At 34.0% G+C, this 18,680-nt stretch carries 19 protein-coding genes, 1 tRNA gene and 1 other RNA gene; 8 read left to right on the forward strand and 13 right to left on the reverse strand.

Annotation, left to right across the window (positions count from 1 at the left end; all coding sequences use genetic code 11):
- Positions 1–58: 58 nt before the first annotated feature.
- On the forward strand, positions 59–2,605 hold the full coding sequence (locus HA148_RS08940; protein WP_209132007.1) for a glycogen/starch/alpha-glucan phosphorylase: 2,547 nt from the start codon (positions 59–61) through the stop codon (positions 2,603–2,605).
- On the opposite strand, the gene HA148_RS08945 is transcribed toward HA148_RS08940, so the two are convergent.
- The 3 genes from HA148_RS08945 to HA148_RS08955 form a co-directional block, all read right to left on the reverse strand.
- A complete protein-coding gene (locus tag HA148_RS08945) occupies positions 2,598–3,053 on the reverse strand; it encodes a hypothetical protein (RefSeq protein ID WP_209132008.1) in 456 nt (151 codons plus the stop codon). The two genes, HA148_RS08940 and HA148_RS08945, sit on opposite strands and share 8 nt — an antisense overlap.
- A 31-nt stretch (positions 3,054–3,084) precedes the next feature.
- Positions 3,085–3,417, reverse strand: a complete 333-nt coding sequence (locus HA148_RS08950) for a hypothetical protein (RefSeq protein WP_011377237.1) — start codon at positions 3,415–3,417, stop codon at positions 3,085–3,087.
- Positions 3,418–3,495: 78 nt separating this feature from the next.
- A tRNA-Arg gene (locus tag HA148_RS08955) sits at positions 3,496–3,569 on the reverse strand.
- Between the two features lie 39 nt (positions 3,570–3,608).
- Between HA148_RS08955 and rnpB the strand changes: the two genes are divergently transcribed.
- Both rnpB and HA148_RS08965 read left to right on the forward strand, forming a co-directional pair.
- Positions 3,609–3,986: RNase P RNA component class A (rnpB, locus tag HA148_RS08960), an RNA gene on the forward strand.
- A 22-nt stretch (positions 3,987–4,008) separates the two neighbouring features.
- Complete coding sequence (locus HA148_RS08965) at positions 4,009–4,758, forward strand: ribonuclease III family protein (RefSeq protein WP_209132009.1); 750 nt, start codon at positions 4,009–4,011, stop codon at positions 4,756–4,758.
- A 3-nt stretch (positions 4,759–4,761) separates the two neighbouring features.
- Here HA148_RS08965 and HA148_RS08970 read toward each other — a convergent pair whose 3' ends face one another.
- Complete coding sequence (locus HA148_RS08970; protein WP_209132011.1) at positions 4,762–4,947, reverse strand: NAD(P)H dehydrogenase subunit NdhS; 186 nt, start codon at positions 4,945–4,947, stop codon at positions 4,762–4,764.
- A 31-nt stretch (positions 4,948–4,978) separates the two neighbouring features.
- Between HA148_RS08970 and rimM the strand changes: the two genes are divergently transcribed.
- On the forward strand, positions 4,979–5,512 hold the full coding sequence (rimM, locus tag HA148_RS08975) for a ribosome maturation factor RimM (protein ID WP_209132013.1): 534 nt from the start codon (positions 4,979–4,981) through the stop codon (positions 5,510–5,512).
- Between the two features lie 26 nt (positions 5,513–5,538).
- Here the strand turns inward: rimM and glmS are convergent, their stop codons facing one another.
- Both glmS and psaC read right to left on the reverse strand, forming a co-directional pair.
- Positions 5,539–7,434 (reverse strand): glutamine--fructose-6-phosphate transaminase (isomerizing), encoded by a 1,896-nt coding sequence (gene glmS, locus HA148_RS08980; RefSeq protein ID WP_209132225.1) that lies wholly within the window; start codon positions 7,432–7,434, stop codon positions 5,539–5,541.
- Between the two features lie 81 nt (positions 7,435–7,515).
- On the reverse strand, positions 7,516–7,761 hold the full coding sequence (gene psaC, locus HA148_RS08985) for a photosystem I iron-sulfur center protein PsaC (RefSeq protein ID WP_007099573.1): 246 nt from the start codon (positions 7,759–7,761) through the stop codon (positions 7,516–7,518).
- Positions 7,762–7,894: 133 nt separating this feature from the next.
- Between psaC and acpP the strand changes: the two genes are divergently transcribed.
- Genes acpP through tkt form a run of 3 tightly spaced genes read left to right on the forward strand, consistent with a single transcriptional unit; the run spans position 7,895 to position 11,435 of the window.
- On the forward strand, positions 7,895–8,134 hold the full coding sequence (acpP, locus tag HA148_RS08990) for an acyl carrier protein (protein WP_002808065.1): 240 nt from the start codon (positions 7,895–7,897) through the stop codon (positions 8,132–8,134).
- A 6-nt stretch (positions 8,135–8,140) separates the two neighbouring features.
- A complete protein-coding gene (gene fabF, locus HA148_RS08995) occupies positions 8,141–9,385 on the forward strand; it encodes a beta-ketoacyl-ACP synthase II (RefSeq protein ID WP_209132015.1) in 1,245 nt (414 codons plus the stop codon).
- A gap of 43 nt (positions 9,386–9,428) precedes the next feature.
- Entirely contained in the window at positions 9,429–11,435 is a 2,007-nt protein-coding gene (tkt, locus tag HA148_RS09000) for a transketolase (protein WP_209132017.1), read from the forward strand.
- A 12-nt stretch (positions 11,436–11,447) separates the two neighbouring features.
- Here tkt and thiC read toward each other — a convergent pair whose 3' ends face one another.
- From thiC to ruvB, 5 genes are all read right to left on the reverse strand, one after another.
- Positions 11,448–12,818 carry a phosphomethylpyrimidine synthase ThiC gene (gene thiC / locus HA148_RS09005; RefSeq protein WP_209132019.1) on the reverse strand — a complete coding sequence of 457 codons (1,371 nt, stop codon included), beginning with the start codon at positions 12,816–12,818 and terminating at the stop codon, positions 11,448–11,450.
- Between the two features lie 196 nt (positions 12,819–13,014).
- Entirely contained in the window at positions 13,015–13,230 is a 216-nt protein-coding gene (locus HA148_RS09010; protein WP_209132022.1) for a DUF3188 domain-containing protein, read from the reverse strand.
- Positions 13,231–13,235: 5 nt separating this feature from the next.
- The gene (locus tag HA148_RS09015; protein ID WP_209132024.1) at positions 13,236–14,411 is read right to left on the reverse strand and encodes an amidohydrolase; all 1,176 of its coding nucleotides are present in this window, start codon (positions 14,409–14,411) and stop codon (positions 13,236–13,238) included.
- Positions 14,404–15,204, reverse strand: a complete 801-nt coding sequence (locus tag HA148_RS09020; RefSeq protein ID WP_209132026.1) for a tetratricopeptide repeat protein — start codon at positions 15,202–15,204, stop codon at positions 14,404–14,406. The genes HA148_RS09015 and HA148_RS09020 overlap by 8 nt, the downstream gene beginning before the upstream one ends.
- Complete coding sequence (gene ruvB / locus HA148_RS09025) at positions 15,191–16,249, reverse strand: Holliday junction branch migration DNA helicase RuvB (RefSeq protein WP_209132028.1); 1,059 nt, start codon at positions 16,247–16,249, stop codon at positions 15,191–15,193. Before ruvB ends, HA148_RS09020 begins: the two co-directional genes overlap by 14 nt.
- A 50-nt stretch (positions 16,250–16,299) precedes the next feature.
- Here ruvB and smpB point away from each other — a divergent pair, with 50 nt between their 5' ends.
- Positions 16,300–16,794, forward strand: coding sequence for an SsrA-binding protein SmpB (gene smpB, locus HA148_RS09030; protein ID WP_209132031.1), 495 nt, complete (start codon positions 16,300–16,302; stop codon positions 16,792–16,794).
- Positions 16,795–16,820: 26 nt separating this feature from the next.
- Here the strand turns inward: smpB and HA148_RS09035 are convergent, their stop codons facing one another.
- Both HA148_RS09035 and lysS read right to left on the reverse strand, forming a co-directional pair.
- The gene (locus HA148_RS09035) at positions 16,821–17,069 is read right to left on the reverse strand and encodes a hypothetical protein (RefSeq protein WP_209132033.1); all 249 of its coding nucleotides are present in this window, start codon (positions 17,067–17,069) and stop codon (positions 16,821–16,823) included.
- 30 nt (positions 17,070–17,099) lie between these two features.
- Positions 17,100–18,638 carry a lysine--tRNA ligase gene (lysS, locus tag HA148_RS09040; protein WP_209132035.1) on the reverse strand — a complete coding sequence of 513 codons (1,539 nt, stop codon included), beginning with the start codon at positions 18,636–18,638 and terminating at the stop codon, positions 17,100–17,102.
- Positions 18,639–18,680 lie beyond the last annotated feature (42 nt).

Below are 18,680 nucleotides of genomic sequence, written 5' to 3' on the forward strand. Positions count from 1 at the left end.
AGTGTGGATCTGAAGTTACAACAAAGAAATTTTTAAAAAAATGGCTATTGTCTAATATATGGCTAATCCAATGAACACCAACAAACCCTTCGATCTACGTTTGCCTACCCCAGGCTGTTACTTAGATCCTGAGAAAGCTGGAATGGATTCTGATGCTGTTTTCCAAGGAATGACAGCCCATCTTTTTTATACTCTAGGAAAGTTAGCTACTTCCGCAAGTCCGCACGACCTGTACATGGCTTTAAGTTATGCAGTAAAAGATAGGCTAATGACAAGATATTTAGCCAGCCAAGAAGTTATAAGAAAAAAGCCTCAAAAAACAGTCGCATACTTATCAGCAGAATTTTTAATAGGTCCTCAATTAAGTAACAATCTTCTCAATCTTGGAATAACTCATGAGGCAGAAGATGCTTTAAAAAGATTTGGGATTGAATCATTGTCAACAATTCTTGAAGTTGAAGAGGAGCCTGGATTAGGTAATGGTGGACTTGGCAGACTTGCAGCTTGTTATATGGAATCATTAGCATCTCTTCAAGTTCCAGCAGTTGGTTATGGTATTCGATATGAATTTGGTATATTTAATCAGTTAATTAGAGACGGCTGGCAAGTTGAAGTAACTGATAAATGGTTAAAAGGTGGATGGCCATGGGAACTTCCACAACCGGACGAATCATGTTTCGTTGGTTTTGGAGGTAGAACTGAGAGTTATAGGGATGATAAAGGAAATTACAGATCAAGATGGATCCCTTCAGAACATGCTATTGGAGTACCTCATGATGTTCCAGTTTTAGGATATAGAGTCAATACATGTGACAGATTGAGATTATGGAGAGCTGATGCAACAGAAAGTTTTGACTTTTATGCATTCAATATTGGTGATTATTATGGTGCAGTTGAAGAAAAAGTTGCATCTGAAACTCTCTCAAAAGTTCTATATCCAAATGATGGAACTGACGAAGGTAGAAGATTAAGACTTAAACAACAACACTTTTTTGTAAGTTGTTCTCTACAGGATATGTTGAGAAGCCTTGAAAAAAGATCAATACCAATAACAGAATTCCCCAAACACTGGACAGTTCAATTAAATGATACGCATCCTGCTATTGCAGTTGCGGAATTAATGAGACTTCTTATTGACCAATATCAAATAGGTTGGGATAAAGCTTGGAACATAACAACCTCTTCAGTTGCTTATACCAATCACACATTACTTCCAGAAGCTTTAGAGAAATGGGATTTAGGTTTATTTAATGATCTTCTTCCCCGCCATCTTGAAATTATTTATGAAATCAATTGGAGATTTCTTCAACAATTAAGGCTCCGTTATCCTGGAGATGACAAGATTCTTCAAAAATTATCAATAATTGATGAAGAAGGCTCGAAATCAGTTCGGATGGCTCATTTAGCTACAATTGGAGCCCATCATATTAATGGAGTTGCAGCTCTTCACTCGGATCTAATCAAAAGACAACTTCTTCCTGAATTCGCAGCTCTATGGCCTGAAAAATTTACAAATGTTACTAATGGAGTTACTCCAAGGAGATGGGTTGCCCTATCTAATCCATCATTATCTAATCTTCTAGAAGAAGAAGTTGGTCCAAATTGGATAACAAATATGGAACTTCTCAAGAAGTTAGAAGAAAAAAAAGACGACGACAATTTTTTACAAAAATTTGAGGAAACTAAACTAAATGGTAAAAGAAAATTATCTAGTTTTATCCATTCAAAAACTGGCATACTTGTAGATCCATCAAGTTTATTTGATGTTCAGGTAAAAAGAATTCATCAATATAAAAGACAACATTTAAATGCCTTACAAATTATTGCTCAATATTTAAGAATCAAAAATGGTACTAACAAGTACGAAGTTCCAAGAACAATAATATTCGGAGGTAAAGCTGCACCAGGTTACTTTATGGCAAAGCTCATGATTAGATTTATTAATGGTATTGCTGATGTAGTAAATTCTGATCCAGATATGGATGGTTTATTAAGAGTTGTTTTTCTACCAGACTATAACGTTAAACTTGGTGAAATAGTATATCCAGCAACGGATCTCTCAGAACAAATTTCAACTGCTGGGAAAGAAGCTTCTGGAACTGGAAATATGAAGTTTGCCATGAATGGAGCATTAACGATTGGAACCTTAGATGGGGCTAATGTGGAATTAAGAGATCTTGTGAAAAAAGAGAATTTCTTTCTTTTTGGTAAGACTGAAAGCGAAATTATGGATTTAAAAAATAATAATTACTCTCCCAAAACTTTTATTGAACAATCTCCTGAGCTTAAAGAGGTTATACGCCTAATTGAAATTGGGCACTTTAGCAATGGAGATAAAGAATTATTTAAACCTTTATTAAATAGTTTGACTGGACATGACCCATTTTTTGTTATGGCTGACTTTGAAGACTACTTAAATAAACAGGATGTGGTCAGTAAATGCTGGAATAATAAAAAATCCTGGAATAAAATGGCATTATTAAATACAGCCAGATCAGGTTATTTTTCCTCAGATAGATCTATCAGAGAGTATTGTAAATCTATTTGGAAAGTTTCTCCAATGCCAGTTGAAATTACTTGCGACGTCGAAGAATTAACTAATTAAAATTTTTCTTATCTGGTGAATCTGGAGTTTGATGAAATAATCTATTCAAAATTAATCGATCCATATTTAATGGGTCTGGAGCTAATTCGTTTGCAACCTCTTTAAATTTTGATTCAAAATTTTTTGAAATTTTTGTATCAAATATCCTTTCCATTAATGCTTCAATAGAATATAAATAAGCATTAACACTTTCAAGCTCCTCTAAAGCTTCAGAAATTTCTATATCAGAAATATGCTTTACATCAGGAGTGATATTTTCATTAGATTCTCTTTCAGATAATTCTCTCTGCAACTCATCAGTAACCTTAGTACAAAGAGTTCTGAACGATTGAATAGATGCCCAATTTAATTCTTGTTGCTGCTTAAAAGTAGGGAATTCTCTGATGAGACGATCATGCTCTTTGTAAAATCTCTGACAATCAGAGCATTGACATGGTTCTTCAGCCAAAAGAAAATAAAACTCTTTTTATATCATCTCACTATTTGGGCAAAATTGTAGGACCATCCAATAATTCGTCATTTTCATCAAGTGAATCTGGACTGTCTGGCAAAGGTATCTCAATACTTGTAACCAAATTTATGACATCTCTCAGCCTCATAGAATCTGCGAACCATCCCATTGCTTGCTCAGCATCTCCTCTTTTTTCAGCGTCATTTGCTTGATCTTCATGAGCTTCCGCTAATAAAGCAAGCCAGCAAAGGCATCTTGCTTGAACTATTGACAGATCCAAATCATTAGGTTGGGATTTAGAAATGCGTTCATGCTCTTGTTGAATTAAGAGTTTTAAACGCATATCATGCAACTTAGCCATAAAAGATTTATTACTAACTATACGCTAGCTAGAGAGTAGCATATTTGCACACATACTACATATAGTTTTTTACTTTTACGGGACTGGCGGGAGTCGAACCCACGACCTACGGTTTAGGAAACCGTTGCTCTATCCTGCTGAGCTACAGCCCCAATAGATGATTTTTGGCGTATTAAGCATTATGCTAAATGAAAGCAGGAGAGGCAATCGCAAGAAAGTTTTATTTTGTTTCCAAAATAAAACTTTCTTGAGGAAAGTCCGGGCTCCCACATGGTCAGGCTTGCTGGGTAATTCCCAGTGCGGGTAACCGTGAGGATAGTGCCACAGAAACATACCGCCTAATACTTTTTGTATGGCAAGGGTGCAAGGGTGCGGTAAGAGCGCACCAGCAACATTGAGAAGTGTTGGCTAGGTAAACCCCGGCTGGGAGCAAGGCTTAGTGGATTTATGACCATTAAAAAATCTACTTTTAAGTGCCGCTTGAGACTGTGAAGTAATTCTAGTCCTAGATAGATGATTGCCCATCTTAATTAAGATGAACAGAACCCGGCTTATGACCTGCTTTTTAATTATTGTGATTACTTTTATCAGATGACAAATATAATTAATGCAAAGAGATTAAATCAAATAACTACTTTTTTAGAGTCTTTAAATGTTAAATCAAAAAGATTTTCTCATCTAATTAAAACACAAAATATTTCAGTGATTCAAGATTTTAATCAAGCATTTATCCATTCCTCAGCAGACAAAATAATAAATTACGAAAAACTAGAATTTTTCGGAGATGCAGTACTCAGATTAGCTGCTTCGAATTTTATTGAAAAAAAATATCCTCAATTGAGTGTCGGAGAAAGATCAGAGCTAAGAGCACAAATTGTTAGTGATGAATGGTTAACTAAATTAGGAGAAAAAATTGATATAGAGAAATTAATAATTAAAGGACCAAAAGCTCTTAATGACGAAAATTCAAAATGTACAATTATTAGTGAAGCTACAGAAGCTTTAATTGGTGCCGTTTACAAGTGCTTTAATTCAATTCAGGAAATAAATCTTTGGTTAGATGATATTTGGGAGGAAGATTCAGAAATATTTTTAAAAGCTCCATATAAATTCAAATCTAAGACAGTATTGCAAGAGTGGTGTCAAAGTAAAGGTTTTAATTTACCAGTTTATAAAATAATCGAAGTTTCAAAGAAAAATGGAGACTCCAAAAGGTTTTCTTGCGATATATTTATCGAAGGATTTAAAGAATCATCTGCATATGGCAAGTCGCATAAACAAGCAGAAACAAATGCAGCTAGAGTTTTGATAGAAAAATTTATTTCTATAGGTAAAATCTAATTTTTATACTATTTCTAAATTAGTTAGCTGAAAAGTTATGAGTTTATCCCAGTTACCTCCTTCAAAGAGAACAGCTGCTTTTTTTTTTGTAACTCTTTGCACAAACCCTTTATATCCTCTGTATATAGAGTTAATGTCTTTCACAACAACAAAAGAACCGGGGAGTATTGGTTTAGTAGACAATTCCATAAAATACTCTTTCTAATACAATATATAATAAATGGAAAATGAATGGTTGATTGTTGGATTTATAACATCATGTCATGGAATTAATGGACAGGTAAAGGTTAAATCCTTAAGCGATTTTGAAGAAAGATTTTCAAAACCAGGAATAAGATGGTTGCAAAAAGAAAATGAACCTCCTGTAAAAATAGGACTTATATCTGGTTTCAAACAGCCTGGTAAAGAAACTTTTATTGTTAAGCTCCAAGGAGTAAATACTAGAAATCATGCAGAGGAACTTAAGAAATTTAAAATTCTTGTAAAAACTAATAAACTACCTAGACTAAAAAAAGAAGAATTCCATTTATTGGAACTTATAGATCTGGAGGTCAAAATTTTAGAAAATGATGAATTAAAAATAATTGGGAAAGTTATTAATTTAGAAAATGAAAAAAATAATTTACTCGTTATTGAATTATTGAAAAATCAAAAACAAGTTCTAATACCATTCGTAAAGGAGATAGTACCTTTAGTTGATATAAAAAATAATTTTCTAATCATCAATCCTCCAAATGGACTTTTAGAGCTTTAAATTTAAAAAAATTTTTAAGAAACTAATCATTCCACAGTTACACTTTTAGCTAAGTTTCTTGGTTGATCCACGTCAAGTCCTCTATGAGCTGCAATATGGTAACTCAATAATTGCAAAGGTATTATGTTAAGTAAAGGTGAAATCCATTCATTAGAGGCAGGAACTTTCATTAAATAATCAAAAATTTCAGTTCCATTACATTCAGGAGCAATTCCAATTAAATAAGAATCTCTAGCTTTTGCTTCTTGGGCATTACTAATAACTTTATCAAAGACTTCACCGGGTGAGGCAATAGAAATTACAGGCACTTTTTTATCTAACAAAGCGATTGGACCATGTTTCATTTCACCAGCTGGATATCCAGCTGCATGTATGTAACTAATTTCTTTGAGTTTTAAAGCGCCTTCAAGAGCAATAGGATAATTTATACCTCTTCCTAAAAAGATAACATCTTTAATATTGAAAAAATCATGGGCTAGCTTTTCTGAAGATTCATTATGTTGCTCTAAAAGATCCTCTATTAATGGAGGCAATTTTATAAGTTCAGTTATTAATTTATTGATTTCATCTGAGCTTTGACTAGCTTTAATTTCTGCAAATTTTATCGCTAATCCATAAAAAGAAAGTAATTGAGCAAAAAAAGTTTTTGTTGCTGCAACTCCCACTTCTATCCCTGCAGAAATATCAATTATATTTTGAACCTGCCTTCCTATGGAGCTCTCTTTTCTATTTGTTATTGCAATAAGGTTAGGCTTAAAATTTTTATCTTCAATCGAAGACCTTCTTTTAATTTCCATATCGATAGCTGCAATTGTATCAGCAGTTTCTCCAGACTGAGTGACTCCAATAGTTAATGTGTTTGGGAGTAGTGGAGGTGGTGAATATCGAAATTCACTTGCATAAAAGACGTTTGTGGGGATACCTGAAAATTGTTCTAACAAATAGCTACCCACCATTGCAGCATGTTTGCTTGTACCACAAGCAATAATTTCAATTCTTTCAATTGATTCAAAAAACTTTGTATCAAAAGGATAATTAATTTGATATTGGCCATCTTCTAATTTTTGAATTAAGTAATTTTCCAACCAGTTTTTTGCAGTCTGTGGCTGATCATATATCTCTTTCAACATGTAATGTTTAAATTTCTTCTTATCCATTATTTGTTCTGAGACTTTTAGAGAAACTGGATTTCGATATTGTCTCTCATTGTTTGTGTCATATATTTCTATTCCAAGGGGAGTCAACAAAGCTATTTCTTCATCCTCCATAGGTAAAATAATATTTGTAAAATTTGCAATAGCTGGAGTATCACTTGCACAAATAAATTCTCCTTCTCCCAAACCAATAATCAAAGGTGCTTGTCTTCTTGCAACTACCAGAGATGTTGGAGCATCAGACCATAAAACGGCTAGGGCATAAGACCCTTCTAAGTCAGATATTACATTTCTCACAGCAACTAATAATGTTGAGCCATTATTCTCAAGGTTAAGTTTACTTAAAGTATTTAATTCTCTTTTAATTAGATGAGGAATTACCTCTGTATCCGTATCAGAATTGAAAATAATACCCTCTTTTTCTAATTTATTTTTTAAGTCTTGGAAATTTTCAATAATCCCATTTTGAACAACCGCTATTGTTCCTGAACTATCGATATGAGGATGGGCATTTTTAACCTCAGGTTTTCCATGAGTTGCCCATCTAGTATGACCTATACCCACAGTTCCTGGAATATTATCATCGTTAAGATTATTTATTAAGTTCTTAAGTTTTCCCTCTGCTTTGTTACAAGTAATAGAATTAGTTTCAGAATTGATTATTGCAATACCTGCTGAATCATATCCTCTATATTCGAGTTTTTCTAAGCCATTAATTAATAATGGTAAAGCTTTTTTATAACCAGTTACAGCAACTATTCCACACATACGATGATTTTTTTTCAATTATATTTGAAAAAAAATAAGTATTTTTAAAACATGGACTCTCTTAAAACTGCACTATATCAGTTAATATGCTAAACCCATGCTCCTAGAAGTTTCATCTCCTAAATAAACGCGAATACTTAAGAAGTCTGTCGGACATGCCGTTTCGCATCTTTTGCAACCTACGCAATCTTCAGTTCTTGGAGATGAGGCAATTTGGCCAGCTTTACAGCCATCCCATGGAACCATCTCTAAAACATCAAGTGGGCAAGCCCTTACGCATTGGGTACATCCAATGCAAGTGTCATAAATTTTAACTGCGTGTGACATGTAAAAATTGTCTTTTGAACCTCGTTTTATAATACTATTGTCTTACAAAGAAATTAAAAAAATTAAGATATGCTTCACTCTTGTTAACTCTAGGGCATAAAATCATATAGATAATTAGTAATTTCCATAAACTATGTCACAAGAAATCCTAGAAAAAGTTTGTTCTATTGTTTCAGAACAATTAAGTGTTGAAGCAGGAGAAGTCAAATCAGATTCAAATTTCCAAAATGATTTGGGTGCTGATTCTCTTGATACCGTTGAATTAGTCATGGCTCTTGAAGAAGCATTTGATATTGAAATACCTGATGAAGCAGCTGAAGGAATCGCAACTGTTGGCGATGCAGTAAAATTCATCGAAGAAAAAAAAGGTTAGTAAAGGATGCCAAATTTCCATCGAGTAGTTATTACAGGTATTGGAGCCGTAACTCCAATTGGTAATAACATTGATGAATATTTAGTCAGTCTTCAAAAAGGTACTAATGGGGTTTCAGATATTACTCTCTTTAATCCCGAACACCATCCTTGCAAATTTGCAGCAGAAGTTAAAAATCTTCAATCTGAAAATTTTATTGAAGCTAAAGAATCCAAAAGATGGGATCGTTTTTCCCAGTTTGGAGTTATTGCTGCAAAGCAAGCCTTTAGTGATTCTGGACTTGAAATTACTGAATCTAATTCATCAAGAATTGGAGTAATTATTGGCTCAGGTGTTGGAGGCTTACTAACTATGGAAAGTCAAGCTCAAATGCTCAGTAATAAAGGACCTAGAAGAGTAAGTCCATTTACAGTCCCAATGATGATTCCAAACATGGCAACTGGATTAGCTGCTATTGCTTTGGGTGCAAAAGGACCAAGTTCCTCTGTTTCAACCGCCTGTGCTGCCGGTTCAAATGCAATTGGTGATTCTTTTAGATTACTTCAACTTGGAAAGGCAGATGCAATGATCTGTGGAGGAGCTGAAGCAAGTATTACTCCTCTCGGCGTAGCTGGTTTTGCTAGTGCCAAAGCTCTTTCTTTTAGAAATGAAAGTCCCCAAACTGCTAGCAGACCTTTTGATGCAGAAAGAGATGGCTTTGTTATAGGAGAGGGATCTGGAATTCTTGTTTTAGAAACTTTAGAAAATGCACAAAAAAGAAATGCAAGAATTTATGCAGAAATAATTGGATATGGCACAACATGTGATGCTCATCACATTACTGCTCCATCTCCAGGCGGCGTTGGAGGAGCTGAAGCTATAAAACTAGCAATTGAAGACGCCTCTCTCAGCCTTGAAAAAGTTGATTACATAAATGCTCATGGAACGAGTACATCAGCCAATGACAAAAATGAAACTTCTGCAATTAAATCAATATTTAAAGACAGATCTTACCTTATTCCTGTAAGCTCTACTAAGTCGATGACTGGTCATCTCTTAGGAGGTTCAGGAGGTATAGAAGCTGTAGCTTGTATACTTTCTTTGACACATAATTTTATCCCTCCTACAATTAACTACGTCAATCCAGATCCTGATTGCGATCTTGATTATGTACCAAATAATGCAAGAGAAGCTCAATTAGGAGTCGCTCTTTCTAATTCCTTCGGCTTTGGTGGTCATAATGTTTGCCTTGCTTTCAGCAAAATGAATTGATGACAACCAATTCTGTATTTCCAACTTACCTAATTTAAAAACAATGGTCGCTGCATCTGTTTCATTAGAATCACTTTGTGTAAATAGTATAAGAATGCTTGCTGTAGATGCAGTAAATAAATCTAATAGTGGCCATCCTGGTTTACCAATGGGATGTGCTCCTATGGGTTATGCACTATGGCAAAACATACTCAATCACAATCCAAACAATCCAAAATGGTTTAACAGAGATCGTTTTGTATTGTCAGCTGGTCATGGCTGTATGTTGTTATATTCTTTGCTTCATCTGACAGGATATAAATCAGTTTCAATAGAAGATATTAAAGAATTTAGACAATGGGGATCCAAAACTCCAGGTCATCCAGAAACATTTGAAACTGAAGGAGTTGAAGTTACAGCAGGGCCTCTAGGAGCAGGAATTTCTAATGCAGTTGGTTTAGCAATAGCTGAAACTCACTTAGCAGCTAAATTTAATAAGCCTGATTGCAATATCGTGGATCATTATACATACGTCATTATGGGTGACGGTTGCAATCAAGAAGGTATCGCATCAGAGGCTTGTTCATTAGCTGGCCATCTTAAGCTTGGAAAATTAATTGCTCTTTATGACGATAATCAAATTACAATTGATGGGAGAACTGATGTTTCCTTCACCGAAGACGTTTTAAAAAGATATGAAGCTTATGGATGGCATGTTCAACATGTTGAAGATGGAAATCATGATATTAAAGGAATCACTGAAGCTATTGAAAAAGCAAAATTGATTACTGACAAGCCCTCAATAATCAAAATTTCTACGACCATCGGGTATGGTTCTCCTAATAAATCAGATACAGCTGGAATACATGGGGCAGCAGTTGGAGAAGAGGAAGCAATATTAACAAGAGAGTTTTTGAATTGGGAATATCCTCCCTTTGAAATACCAGATGAAGTGTACAAGCATTTTAGACAATCAATAAACAAAGGCGAAAACTTAGAGAGAGATTGGAATTCTAGATTTGAAGAATATCAAAAAAAATATCCCTCTGAAGGATCAGAGTTAAGCAGAATGTTAAAGGGCCAATTACCTGAGAGTTGGGACTCAGATCTACCCTCTTATACGCCTGATGATAAAGGTTTAGCCACCAGAAAGCATTCGCAAATATGTTTAGGTGCTCTTGGCCCTAACTTGCCTGAATTAATTGGTGGATCAGCAGATTTAACTCATTCTAACTACACAGATATCAAAGGAGAAACTGGATCATTCCAGTCTCATAGCCCTGAAAAAAGATATTTACATTTTGGCGTACGAGAACATGCCATGGCAGCAGTACTTAATGGTATCGCATACCACAATAGCGGTCTTATTCCTTATGGGGGAACCTTCCTTGTTTTCGCCGATTATATGAGAGGTTCCATGAGGCTCTCAGCACTTAGCGAATTAGGAGTTATCTATGTACTAACTCATGATTCAATTGGTGTAGGAGAAGATGGTCCAACTCATCAACCTATTGAAACTATCCCTTCTCTTCGTGCCATGCCTAATATGCTAGTTTTTAGACCAGGAGATGGGAATGAGACCAGTGGAGCTTATAAGCTTGCTATCGAAAATCGAAAAAGACCTTCTGCCCTTTGTTTAAGTAGACAAGGTATGCCTAATCAAGAAAATACCTCGATAGAAAAAGTGGCATTAGGAGGATATATAGTTTCTGATTGCGAAGGAACACCCGATTTAATATTTATTGGGACTGGAAGTGAACTAAATCTTTGCATTGAAGCAAGTAAAGAGATCTCAAACTTAGGTAAAAAAACTAGAGTTGTCTCTATGCCTTGCGTAGAACTTTTCGAAGAACAAGAAGAATCTTACAAAGAAAGTGTTTTACCTAGTAATGTAACCAAGAGAGTTGTAGTAGAAGCTGCACATTCATTTGGTTGGCACAAATATACAGGTTTTGAAGGGATTTGTATTACTATGGATAGATTTGGTGCATCAGCACCAGGTGGAGAATGTATGAAAAATTTTGGATTTACAGTTGAAAACGTTGTTAATAAGACGAAAGAAATTCTATAAGTATATTGATAACTAAACTGAAGTATTACATTCCTTAAGCTTATCTTGAAGTTGATCAAGAGATTCATCAGAAATTTTTGAATTCATTGGGCAATGTTTCGGTCCACACATAGAGCAAAACTCGGCCTTTTTAAATATTTCTTCTGGTAATGTCTCATCATGGTATTGCTTTGCTCTTTCTGGATCTAATGAAAGTTCGAATTGTTTATTCCAATCAAAATTATATCTTGCATGACTAAGTTCATCATCTCTATCACGAGCTCCAGCTCGATGTCTCGCAATGTCAGCAGCATGAGCAGCTATTTTATAAGCGATTAATCCTTCTCTTACATCTTCTGCATTTGGGAGGCCAAGATGTTCTTTGGGGGTTACATAACACAACATAGATGTCCCGTACCAACCTGCCATCGCTGCTCCAATAGCACTTGATATATGATCGTAACCAGGAGATATATCCGTTACTAATGGGCCAAGCACATAGAAGGGTGCTTCTGAACACTCCTCCATTTGCTTTCTCACATTAAATTCAATTTGGTCCATAGGTACATGACCAGGACCCTCAACCATTACTTGAACATTATGCTCCCATGCTCTTCGAGTAAGCTCGCCTAGGGTCTTCAATTCAGCTAGCTGAGCATCATCAGAAGCATCATGTAAACAACCAGGTCTAAGTGAATCTCCTAAAGAAAAAGTACAATCATATTTTTTAAAGATCTCACAAATATCATCAAACCTTGTATACAGTGGATTTTGCTTAAAATGATGTAACATCCATTGAGCTAAGATGCCTCCCCCTCTACTTACAATCCCAGTAATTCTTCCTTTAACTTTTGGTAGATGTTCTATTAATAATCCTGCATGAATAGTTTGATAATCGACACCCTGCTTGCAATGTTTGTCAATAATATGAAGAAAATCATCTTCAGTTAATCTATCTATTGAACCATGTACACTTTCTAAAGCTTGGTATACAGGGACTGTACCTATCGGAACAGGAGATTCATTAATAATAGCTTTCCTCACTTCATCTAAATTTACTCCTCCAGTAGAAAGATCCATAACAGTATCAGCACCGTATTTAACAGCTAGCTTGAGCTTCTCGACTTCTTCGTTAATATCACTTGCATTAGGGGAAGCACCAATATTTGCATTAACTTTGCATCTAGAGGCAATACCTATTGACATTGGTTCAAGATTCAAATGATTAATATTAGCTGGAATGATTAATCTTCCTCTTGCCACTTCCTCCATTATTAAAGAAGCCGGAAGATTTTCTTTTTTTGCGACAAAATCCATTTCTTCAGTGATATGTCCGTTCCTGGCAAAATTCATCTGTGTAACATTTTCCCCTCCAATGCGAGGCTTGATCCATGAACTTCTCATAAATTTATAAAATTTTTAAAAGTGTTCTAACTAAAGTTCGATCAAATTTCCACTTCCCTGTATCAGGATTAATGATTCAGGTTCAAAGGGTATGATCTCAGCTAAGTTAAATTTCTTAGCACCCCTAGTATTTATTTATTCATAGCTCTTTTCTAAAAAATAGTCATCACATATTACGTAAAAATAAATAAAAATTTTATTTAACTTTTTGATAAGTCTTTATTTTTTTTAAAATATTCTTCCTATCTAACTTTCTTCTTATACCTTTCTCAAAAATTATTGAGATCCCCATTAAACCAATAGGCAAATAAAAAATTTTCTTTGAATTTTCCCTGAATATTAGGCCAATAACGGATATAAGGATCATTACAGGAGCAACAAAAGATAGTATCAATCCTTTACTAATTTTCATTTATCTTATGTATTAATTATTTCATTATTTAATTTTACTATGGACTCTGTTATTACTTTAATTCCAATAGCAATAGCTCTTTCATCTGGATCAAATTTGGAACTGTGCAGAGGGGCACATCCATTTGAACTAGAAACGCCTAGTCTAAACATAGCTCCAGGAACCTCATTCAAAAACTCAGCGAAATCTTCAGCGCCTAAAGATGGTTTTTGTAATTCGATAACGTTTTTTTGACCCAAAACCTTAATTCCCGCATCTCTGAGGACTCTATTAATTTCAGAATTATTATTTACTGGTGGAGTAATTTCTCTAAAAATTATTTTTGCATCAGCTCCACAACTATTAGCTAAAGAACATATATTTTCATTGAGCCAATTACCAATATTCTTAAATAATTTAAGATTTGTGCATCTAACTGTTCCAATTAAATTAACTTTTTCTGCAAGAACATTGAAAGCATTTCCACCATTAATTTTGCCAAAAGTTATTACAACAGGATCTAAAGGATCTAACTTCCTTGTTATTAATTCTTGAATTCCAGAGATAACTTTAGAGGCCACCCAAATAGCATCAACCCCTTCATGAGGTCGAGCACCATGGCCTGATTTTCCTTTAATCTCTACTTTAAGTTCGCCAGCTGCCGCGGTTAAGCTTCCCTCTTTAATCCCAATGGTACCTACAGATAAATCAGGATAGACATGGACTCCCAAAATATAATTTAAACCATTAGTTGCACCATCATTTATCATCCATCTGGCTCCACTAGCAATTTCTTCAGCAGGCTGAAAAATGATCCTAATTCCACAATTAAGTTTTAAATCCTTCAAAATTTTTGCTACCCCCAAACCAATAGATATATGTAAATCATGACCACAAGCATGCATAACACCATCCACTTTTGAAGAAAAACTTAATTTAGTTTCCTCGAATATCGGTAAAGCATCCATATCTACTCTTAAGCCTATAATGCCCTTCTCTGGGGGGCCAAAATCTGCTATAACACCAGTTCTACCTATAGATTCAGTAACATTCCAACCAATATTTTTTAAATAACCACTTATCAAAATCGCGGTTTGATTTTCAAGTCCACTTAATTCCGGGTGTGCATGTATGTGTCTTCTTAAATTAATTAATTCACTATTAAACGAATCAATTTTTTTAAAAAACTGATCTCTATTCATCTACTTTCTTTAAATTGATAAAATTCATTAAATCTTTAGTTGGCTTTGGAGGCCATCTTCTTACTTTTATTAACCATTCTTCATCACTATACCTAGGATCTATTTCAGATACTGCTATCCAATAACTCTCTGCTTGACCATACTCGCCCTTTGACCAATTCAAAGCTGTTAAAGCTGCCCTAGAATCTGCAAAAGTTGGATAACGTCTAATTAATTTTTTTAATTCTTTTTCAGATTCATCAATATTTCCCAACTGGTAATTTGCTAGAGCCAAACTCGATCTTGCCATAGCAAATCCAGGATTATACAAAGCAGCTTTTGAAAATAAATCTCTAGCTAGTTCCCATTGAGAAGTAGAGCCTTCAACATTAGCCAAATTATATAGTGCAGAGAAATTTTTACTATCTTGCGAAATAACAAACAAATAATCTTTCTTAGCTTGCGACCATAGACCTAATGCTTCCTCTGCTATACCTCTATTAATGTAAGGATCTATTTCACTAGGATTTAAACTTATTGCCTTATTCTGGTCATCTATTGATCCCTCTAAATCTCCTATAACAAGTCTTACATTTCCTCTATTACTCAAACCTGCCGCATCATCAGGATAAGATTCTAGATATTGATTCCATTCTTGCAACGCGAGATTAAATTTTCCGCCTGAACTTAAATCTAATGCATTCTTAAACAAATCCTTCCTCAAAGATATTGAATAGCATGGAGCAATATAAAAAATATTGACAAAAACTAAAAACAATACAAAACAAACTTTCAATTTTCTAAAAGTTATCATTTTTTGAATCAATGTAATTTTTCCCTAAAGCAGTAAGCAATCTTCCTCTAGGAGTTCTCGTAAGGAAACCAATTTGAATTAAATATGGTTCAACTACAAATTCTAACATTGAGGAATCATCACCCAATCCGGCTGCAATTGTATCGAGACCAGTTGGAATACTATTGTTTTGATTTAAAAAAGATAAATATTTTCTATCGAGAGAATCCAATCCTTTTTCATCTATTTGATAAGAATTTAAAACTTTTTTTATTAAATTCACTGAGATAAAATTCGTTTTTTTTACAACTTGAGCATAATCTCTAACTCTTCTTAAAAATCTCAAAGCAATTCTTGGAGTCCCTCGAGATATTTTTGCTAAATTAATAGATGCTGCATCATCTATATTCAGGTTTATTAATCGGGAGTAATTAACAATTATTTTTTTTAATTCATCATATGTATAAAATTCAAGTTTCTGAGATAATCCAAATCTATCTCTTAACGGGGCACTAATTGAGGCTAATTTAGTTGTCGCACCAATCAGAGTAAACTTGGGAAGATTAATAGTTCTGCAACGTGCTCCTCTATTAGCTCCCATAGTTAAATCTAGTCTAAAATCCTCCATTGCAGAATATAACAACTCTTCAGTTAACCTATTCAAGCGATGTATCTCATCGATAAATAAAACTTCACCCTCTTTTAAACCAAGAAGTAGCCCTACTATGTCTCTAGGTCTTTCAAATGCTGGAGCAGTAGCTATCTTGCATTTTGTATTCATTTCATGAGCTATCAACAATGCTAGGGTAGTCTTACCTAAACCAGGCGGTCCATACAAGAGAATATGCTCCAAAGGTTCTTTTCTATAGATTGAAGCATCTATAGCTATTCTTAAAGAAGACTTAAGATGATCTTGACCAATAAATTCTTTTAAATTAACAGGTCGAGCTAAATTTATATTATTTTTTATTTTTTCTTCTGGAATAATTTTTGAATCAACAAGCCTGAGCTCTGTTTTACCAGGAGCAAAGTCATTATCGCCTACATTAGAGGAAATTATTGCCATAATGAAAGGTTAATTGGAATTGTTCTGAGTAGAAAGATTTTTTTACTAAAATGGCAAAAAATTCAAAAAAAAATCAAATCAATAACAAAAAAGAAACTATTTTTAAACGTTTAGCGGAAAATAGATATGCAAAATTTCAGTATGAAATAGCAGAGACAATTGAAGCTGGAATTGAACTTTTAGGGACTGAAGTAAAGTCAATTAGAGACGGGAAAGCAAATCTTAGAGATGGATACTGCTCATTCAGAGATGGTGAGATTTTATTATTAAATGTTCACATTTCACCACATAAAAATGTGGGATCTTATTTTAACCATGATCCATTAAGAAATAGAAAGTTACTACTAAATAAAAAAGAAATAATAAAACTAAAATCTAACACTGAAAAAAAAGGAATGACTATTGTTCCATTATCTCTTTATTTAAAAGGCTCATGGATAAAAGTAAATATTGGAGTAGGTAAAGGGAAAAAATTGCACGACAAAAGACAAACTGAAAAACAAAAAAGTATAAATAGGGAAATCAACTCTGCATTAAAAAGATAAATTAGTATATTTCAAACTTCTTTTAACTATGAATCCAAACTTACTGAATTTGGAGGAGGAGAAGGATCTGGATCTGCGATTAACATATGTTGTAGGACAGTTTCTGGACGCTCACTATCTCTCCAGCGAATTTTATACGCAGGCATTTTTGTACCTCTACTTGTAGTTTGCTCTACTGGTTCAATAACCCATCCTCTCCTAGATCGGCCTTGAGGATTTCTTTTTACTATTGCATCCGCGTGTTTGAAACGGAAACCAACACGTTCACCACTCATTTAAAAAAATTTCGTATTGGATCAATTAATCTATTTTACTTCATTCAAGGGTAATTTTTGATTTTTATTCGAAGTTATTTCTGGTTTTAACAATGGGAAAGGAATTACATCTCTTATTGATGAACTATTAGTAATTAACATTATGAGCCTATCAATGCCTATACCTAATCCGCCAGTAGGAGGCATACCAATCTCCAGAGCATTCAAAAAATCTTCATCTATACAGTGAGCTTCAAAATCTCCTTCATCTCTGAGAGATTGTTGTAATTGCAATCTTTCTCTTTGATCTACTGGATCTATTAACTCACTGAAAGCATTTGCTAGCTCTCTGCCAACAATGAATAATTCGAATCTCTGAACCATCCCTTTATTATCAAGATGAGGCCTGGCTAACGGAGAAATTTCAATAGGATAATCTATAACAAAAGTAGGCTCTATAAGTTGTGGCTCAACTTTTTGCTCGAAGACTTCATTTAAAAGTCTTCCAATAGAATTGACTTTATTAGAAAATTCAACATTTATATTTTTAACAGCTTGTTTTGCTGCTTGAAAGTCTCCACTGAAAGAATCAAAATCAATACTTGTATATTTCTTGACTATATCTTTCATCGATATTCTGGACCAAGGTTTGGAAAAATCAATTTCCTGATTTTGATAATTTATGATTAATGAGCCACATGCATCAGATACTATGTCTTTAATCAATTCTTCTGTTAAATCCATCATATCGACATAATTAGAAAACGCTTGATAAATTTCAACTGAAGTAAATTCAGGATTATGCTTCGTACTTATCCCCTCATTACGGAAGATTCTTCCCAATTCATAAACTTTCTCAAATCCTCCAACAACCATTCTTTTTAGATGCAATTCTGTAGCTATTCTTAGATAAAGTGGTATATCGAGTGTATTGTGATGAGTAATAAAAGGTCTTGCTTCAGCACCACCAGCTTCAGATTGAAGGATTGGGGTCTCTATCTCTAAAAAATTTCTATTATCTAGCCATTTTCTTATAAAACTTATACATTTCGCTCTTGTTTTAAAGACATTTTTAGATTGGGGATTTACTATTAAATCTAAATAACGTTGTCTATATCTTTTTTCAATATCAGTCAAACCATGCCATTTGTCTGGCAAAGGCTTTAGTGATTTGGATAACATTTCCCATTTTTCTACTTTTATTGAAAGCTCACCTTTATTAGTTTTTTTAATAGTTCCAGAAACTCCGATCCAATCACCAATATCTACTATTTCCTTGATATCTTCAAAAGTAAGCAATTTTTCTTTTTCTAAATTTAAATTAATAATCCTTTGATCTAAATAGAGCTGAATCTGACCTTCTTGATCACTTATTGTAAAAAAAGCTATTTTACCCATAACTCTTTTTGCTAAAACTCTACCGGCAATAGTGACACGGAAATCTTCTTCTTCACCATTTTCTAGAAAACCAAACTTTTGAACAAGAAATTGTGAAGTATGAGAAATTCTAAAATTTTCTGCGTAAGAAGCAAATCCTTTCTGAATTAATAAATTAGCTTTTTGTAAGCGCGCTTCTCTGATTTCAGACAAAATTTATTTTTATATGTTTGTTTTATTTAATTAAATTATCAG

The sequence above is a fragment of the Prochlorococcus marinus XMU1405 genome (assembly GCF_017696275.1).
GTDB lineage: Bacteria > Cyanobacteriota > Cyanobacteriia > PCC-6307 > Cyanobiaceae > Prochlorococcus_A > Prochlorococcus_A marinus_AB.

What these genes read in the sequence shown, in the direction of transcription:
- HA148_RS08940 (WP_209132007.1), top strand. Translation starts at nt 59, where the DNA reads ATGGCTAATCCAATGAACACCAACAAACCCTTCGATCTACGTTTGCCT.
- HA148_RS08950 (WP_011377237.1), bottom strand. Translation starts at nt 3,417, where the DNA reads ATGGCTAAGTTGCATGATATGCGTTTAAAACTCTTAATTCAACAAGAG.
- HA148_RS08965 (WP_209132009.1), top strand. Translation starts at nt 4,009, where the DNA reads ATGACAAATATAATTAATGCAAAGAGATTAAATCAAATAACTACTTTT.
- HA148_RS08970 (WP_209132011.1), bottom strand. Translation starts at nt 4,947, where the DNA reads ATGGAATTGTCTACTAAACCAATACTCCCCGGTTCTTTTGTTGTTGTG.
- rimM (WP_209132013.1), top strand. Translation starts at nt 4,979, where the DNA reads ATGGAAAATGAATGGTTGATTGTTGGATTTATAACATCATGTCATGGA.
- glmS (WP_209132225.1), bottom strand. Translation starts at nt 7,434, where the DNA reads ATGTGTGGAATAGTTGCTGTAACTGGTTATAAAAAAGCTTTACCATTA.
- psaC (WP_007099573.1), bottom strand. Translation starts at nt 7,761, where the DNA reads ATGTCACACGCAGTTAAAATTTATGACACTTGCATTGGATGTACCCAA.
- acpP (WP_002808065.1), top strand. Translation starts at nt 7,895, where the DNA reads ATGTCACAAGAAATCCTAGAAAAAGTTTGTTCTATTGTTTCAGAACAA.
- fabF (WP_209132015.1), top strand. Translation starts at nt 8,141, where the DNA reads ATGCCAAATTTCCATCGAGTAGTTATTACAGGTATTGGAGCCGTAACT.
- tkt (WP_209132017.1), top strand. Translation starts at nt 9,429, where the DNA reads ATGGTCGCTGCATCTGTTTCATTAGAATCACTTTGTGTAAATAGTATA.
- thiC (WP_209132019.1), bottom strand. Translation starts at nt 12,818, where the DNA reads ATGAGAAGTTCATGGATCAAGCCTCGCATTGGAGGGGAAAATGTTACA.
- HA148_RS09010 (WP_209132022.1), bottom strand. Translation starts at nt 13,230, where the DNA reads ATGAAAATTAGTAAAGGATTGATACTATCTTTTGTTGCTCCTGTAATG.
- HA148_RS09015 (WP_209132024.1), bottom strand. Translation starts at nt 14,411, where the DNA reads ATGAATAGAGATCAGTTTTTTAAAAAAATTGATTCGTTTAATAGTGAA.
- HA148_RS09020 (WP_209132026.1), bottom strand. Translation starts at nt 15,204, where the DNA reads ATGATAACTTTTAGAAAATTGAAAGTTTGTTTTGTATTGTTTTTAGTT.
- ruvB (WP_209132028.1), bottom strand. Translation starts at nt 16,249, where the DNA reads ATGGCAATAATTTCCTCTAATGTAGGCGATAATGACTTTGCTCCTGGT.
- smpB (WP_209132031.1), top strand. Translation starts at nt 16,300, where the DNA reads ATGGCAAAAAATTCAAAAAAAAATCAAATCAATAACAAAAAAGAAACT.
- HA148_RS09035 (WP_209132033.1), bottom strand. Translation starts at nt 17,069, where the DNA reads ATGAGTGGTGAACGTGTTGGTTTCCGTTTCAAACACGCGGATGCAATA.